This is a genomic window from Vibrio qingdaonensis, assembly GCF_026191675.1.
Classification (GTDB): domain Bacteria; phylum Pseudomonadota; class Gammaproteobacteria; order Enterobacterales; family Vibrionaceae; genus Vibrio; species Vibrio qingdaonensis.
This window is the reverse complement of record NZ_JAKRRY010000080.1, coordinates 1-4,319: the sequence shown is the minus strand read 5'-3', so window position 1 is coordinate 4,319 and position 4,319 is coordinate 1. Positions and strand designations below refer to the sequence as shown.

Annotated in this window: 4 protein-coding genes; 1 reads left to right on the top strand and 3 read right to left on the bottom strand. The window is 46.1% G+C overall.

Annotation, left to right across the window (positions count from 1 at the left end; genetic code table 11):
* The first annotated feature begins 148 nt into the window (after positions 1–148).
* Positions 149–1,321 carry a diaminopropionate ammonia-lyase gene (gene dpaL, locus MD535_RS25050; protein WP_265677984.1) on the top strand — a complete coding sequence of 391 codons (1,173 nt, stop codon included), beginning with the start codon at positions 149–151 and terminating at the stop codon, positions 1,319–1,321.
* Positions 1,322–1,850: 529 nt separating this feature from the next.
* On the opposite strand, the gene MD535_RS25045 is transcribed toward dpaL, so the two are convergent.
* The 3 genes from MD535_RS25045 to MD535_RS25035 form a co-directional block, all read right to left on the bottom strand.
* Positions 1,851–3,002 carry a M20 aminoacylase family protein gene (locus MD535_RS25045; protein WP_265677982.1) on the bottom strand — a complete coding sequence of 384 codons (1,152 nt, stop codon included), beginning with the start codon at positions 3,000–3,002 and terminating at the stop codon, positions 1,851–1,853.
* 68 nt (positions 3,003–3,070) lie between these two features.
* Positions 3,071–4,051, bottom strand: coding sequence for a DMT family transporter (locus tag MD535_RS25040; RefSeq protein ID WP_265677981.1), 981 nt, complete (start codon positions 4,049–4,051; stop codon positions 3,071–3,073).
* 69 nt (positions 4,052–4,120) lie between these two features.
* On the bottom strand, positions 4,121–4,319 hold a 199-nt coding region (locus MD535_RS25035; RefSeq protein WP_265676451.1), incomplete at its 5' end, for a M24 family metallopeptidase.

The following is a 4,319-nucleotide window of genomic DNA, read 5'->3' as shown; positions in this document are numbered from 1 at the left end:
CTTGGTTGAAGTTGAAGCGATCGCGTATATCAAATAGTCATTCATAGTAACTACGAGCCATCGGCATTTATCATTTCCTCTCATATTTTGATAAATCGTTGGATGGCTTGTTTTATTCTTCTCATTTTGTTTCTTTTAGGTACCCCTCATGCTCAAACTCGCCAACAATAAATTCTATTCTGGAAAAACCAGCGCCCTGTTTTCTGCTGAACAAGCGTTTCAAGCGCGTCAATTTCACCAAAAAATTGAAGGTTACGTGCCGACACCGTTAGTGTCTTTACCTGCCCTAGCACAACAGTTAAGTGTGAAAGCGGTGTTGGTGAAAGATGAATCTAAGCGTTTTGGTCTTAATGCATTCAAAGTGTTGGGTGGCTCCTACGCACTAGGTCGTCAATTGGCCAAGCACTTGAATGTGGATATTGCTGACATCGACTTAAAAACCGTGTCATCAAAGCTTGAGGCACCTTTAACGTTTGCGACGGCGACCGCAGGAAACCACGGCACTGGCGTGGCGTGGGCAGCGCGTGAAATGGGTCAAAATGCAGTGGTGTACATGCCAAAAGGCTCGGCGCAAGCCAGCGTTGATCGCATTAAAGGTTTAGGGGCGGAGTGCATTGTAACCGACGTCAATTATGATGATACCGTGCGCCTTGCCAATGAAACTGCGCAAGCAAATGATTGGATGCTGGTACAAGATACGGCGTGGGAAGGGTATGAAGAAATCCCAACGTGGATTTCTCAAGGCTACATGACCATGGCGGATGAAGCGATTGAGCAAACGGCGGCACTTGAATTTGGTATGCCGACGCATGTGGTATTACAAGTGGGTGTTGGCGCAATGGCAGGTGGTGTTTTGGGCTATTTAGCGGATAAGTTAGGCGCCGATACCTTTGATACTATTATTGCAGAGCCTGCAGCAGCAGATTGTATTTATCGCTCAGGCACTAGCGCAGAAGGCGATATGGTGAACGTGAGTGGTGATTTGAACTCCATTATGGCAGGTCTTGCGTGTGGTGAGCCGAACCCGGTGACGTGGCCTGTTCTGCGTGATTGCAGCCGTTATTTTGTCTCGGTAGAGGACAGTGTGTCCGCGAATGGTATGCGCATTTTGGGTAACCCTCTTAGCGATGATCCTAAAATCATCAGTGGCGAGTCAGGGGCGATCACGCTGGGTGCATTACGTGAACTGCATACGCAGGGTTTGGATGAGCAAGTGGGTCTAAATGCAGAGTCAGTGGTTTTGCTGTTTAGTACCGAAGGGGACACCAATCCCGCTCGTTACCGTCGTATCGTATGGGAAGGTGAGTACGCCGCATCGTAGGTTATGGCGGGCTATCTTAGCAATGAAAAGCGCATCGATGATGCGCTTTTTTTGTGTCTGCATAAAGCAACGGGATATTAGCAAGTACATGTAAAGGCGCTGAGGAAGCTTCTATCTGTAAGTGGTTACTGGTAAATAAATAGGAGTATGACGACGCGCTTAGGAAAGGCGCTTTATCTTCATTTCATACTGTTTACTAGAAAGAAGAAGAAAGCGCACTGGTGGTGTGACTGGTCACGATTGTGTTGTCGTCTACCGGAACGTTTGAAGCAGCGAAGTAGATGAATTGGAAACTGGCTAGGCTGCTAAAAAGCAGTAAAAGCAGTAAAAGCAGTAAAAGCCTTAACGTTTTGAGGTTAAGGTGTTGAGTTTAAGGTTCTAAGTTTAGATGTTGAATCTATAGTGAGTATTGAGCTGTTTTGTTCATGTCTCTAGTTATTATTAAGCAAAAAAAGAGCACGCCGTGACGTACTCTTTTGTTTGTTAATTGGGCAAGTTAGCTTTGCGAAGTTGGTGTTTTTGGGGGTAACTACGCGTTTAACTGCCCTTCTACGAGTGCTTTCCAATATTGGATACCATGACCCAAAATCTCGTCATTAAAGTCGTAAAGCGGATTGTGTAATGCGGTTCCGCCGCATTCACCAGTTCCGTTGCCCACTAAAATGTAGCAGCCCTTAACTTCACGAAGCATAAACGAGAAGTCTTCGCTGATGGTGAATGGTTCACAAGCGCCATCGACGTTTTCTATGCCTACCACCTGTTGAGCGGCCTTAATGGCATACTCGGTTTCTTCCGGCGAATTGATGGTAGAAAGGAAGCTGTTGTTAAATGTGTACTGATAGTCAACGCCTGCTGCCATACATTGACCTGCGACAATACGTTCAATAGCCGCTTCAATCTTATGTAACGCTTCATCAGTGAAGCTACGCGTATCACCACTGATCGTGACTTGTGAAGGAATAACATTCACGGTGCCATTGGTTTCGAAGTTGGTGACTGAAATTACCGCTGTTTCATTAATTGCGCTGAGGTTTCTAGACACAATGGTTTGCAGTGCTGTGACAATTTGCGCGCCTACAACGATAGGGTCGGTGCCCATGTGAGGAAGTGCGGCGTGACCACCGGTTGCTTTGACGACAATTTCAAAACTACTTTCGCTAGCCATAATGGAGCTAGGACGAGTGACAAATTTACCAGCAGGAATACCAGGTAAATTATGCATGGCGTAGATGGAGTCCATATTCCAGCGAGTAAAGAGACCATCGTCAATCATCGCTTTAGCGCCCGTGCCTCGCTCTTCATCAGGCTGAAAAATGAAATACACCGTGCCATCAAAGCTTTTCGATTGTGCCAACTCACATGCCGCGCCTAAAAGCATGGCAGTGTGGCCGTCATGGCCACAGGCGTGCATAGCGCCTTCATGTTTAGAGGCGTGACAGAAGGTATTTTGCTCTTGGATACGTAGGGCATCCATATCGGCTCTTAATCCGATTGAACGTGTGCTATCACCGTTTTTAAGGATACCTAACACGCCAGTGCCACCAATGTTACGGTGCACCTCTAGGCCAAATTCCTCTAGTTTGTTTGCAACGAACTCCGCGGTTTTAAACTCTTCAGTACCGAACTCAGGGTACTGATGTAGGTGGCGGCGCCATTCAATTGCGGAAGATTCTACAGACATTTACATTCTCCTATTTGCAGGTGATTGGTCATCAATCACCTGCGGTATAACATTGGTTAAGTAATGAATTATTTTGCTTCTTGGGTCTTAAGAGTGATTGTTTCTTCAGGTGTGTCTTTTGTTTCGTATTTCGTGAAGATGTAAAGCGCAACCACAATAAGAGAAACAATGATGGTTTTACTAAGAACCATTTCTTCTCCTAGAGTGAGAACCGCAACCAAGTAGCCGACCAGTGGCATGAGGTTTAATGCCATTGTTGATTTTTCTACGCCAATTTGTTTGAACGAATAGAGTTGCACTAGGTAGCTACCGCCTGAAATACCAGTACCTAAGAAAATAAGCAGGCCTATAAGTAGCGGGCTAGAGAAAATGATGTAAATTTGCGACAAGTCGAGCCCCATCGCAATGACAACAAACACGCCCATCACCGCGACAGAAATGTATTGGTAAAGCATAGAAACGACTGAACCATACTTGTCTGCAAGGCTGGCACGAAGGTGTGCTGTCCATGCCAGTGCAAGCATTGAGCATGTCACATAGACATAACCTAATAACGCGGTACCACCTTCGATAGAATTGGTTGGCCCTACACTCATTGCGTAAATACAAAGCGCCGATGCAATGAAGGCACCCCATTGAATTTTGTTCATTCTAAAGTTCATGAACATCATGCCAAAGAAAACGGTCGCAAACGGCTGCATGCCTTGGATTACCCCGTTTTCCGTTGCGCCGATGTGCGCTAGCGAAAGAAAGTTAAATAGCGAGAATACGCCTTGACCAACAATGCCGCACAGTGCAATGCGTGCAAAATCTTTTTTCTCGATTTTAAGAGACTTCCCTAGGTCAACACTTAGACTTTTACTACGAGACGTAAACATGTAGATAATAGAGAGGCCAATCACAGCAGTGACGTAGCGGAAGAAAACTAATGTCATTGGGTCGACGGCCATAGAGAGTGGTTTGGATACGACACCAGTAACACCCCATATACAGGCAACCGCAATGGCGGCAACCCAGCCTAAAAATACATTTTTCTTTGTTGTGTTCATTTTCCAGTCCTTAGTAGGGCGCCAACGTCATGGATATCATGCGTTGGCTTATTGTTATGATTAGTTGAATTAGTCGATGATGATCAGTTCAGGTGCCGCGCGTTCAGACAACCATTCCGCGCCGTTTTCGGTGATGACGATGTTTTCTTCATGCACCATAGATTTGCCCGGTGCGTAAACCATGCCCGGTTCAAGCGTCATCACCATGCCTGGCTCTAGGATGGTGTTGTCGGTAGCGGTGTTAGATGGACGCTCGGTAAGCTCCATG

Excerpts from the sequence above, each read along its gene's own strand:
- dpaL (WP_265677984.1), top strand. The coding sequence starts at position 149 with ATGCTCAAACTCGCCAACAATAAATTCTATTCTGGAAAAACCAGCGCC.
- MD535_RS25045 (WP_265677982.1), bottom strand. The coding sequence starts at position 3,002 with ATGTCTGTAGAATCTTCCGCAATTGAATGGCGCCGCCACCTACATCAG.
- MD535_RS25040 (WP_265677981.1), bottom strand. The coding sequence starts at position 4,051 with ATGAACACAACAAAGAAAAATGTATTTTTAGGCTGGGTTGCCGCCATT.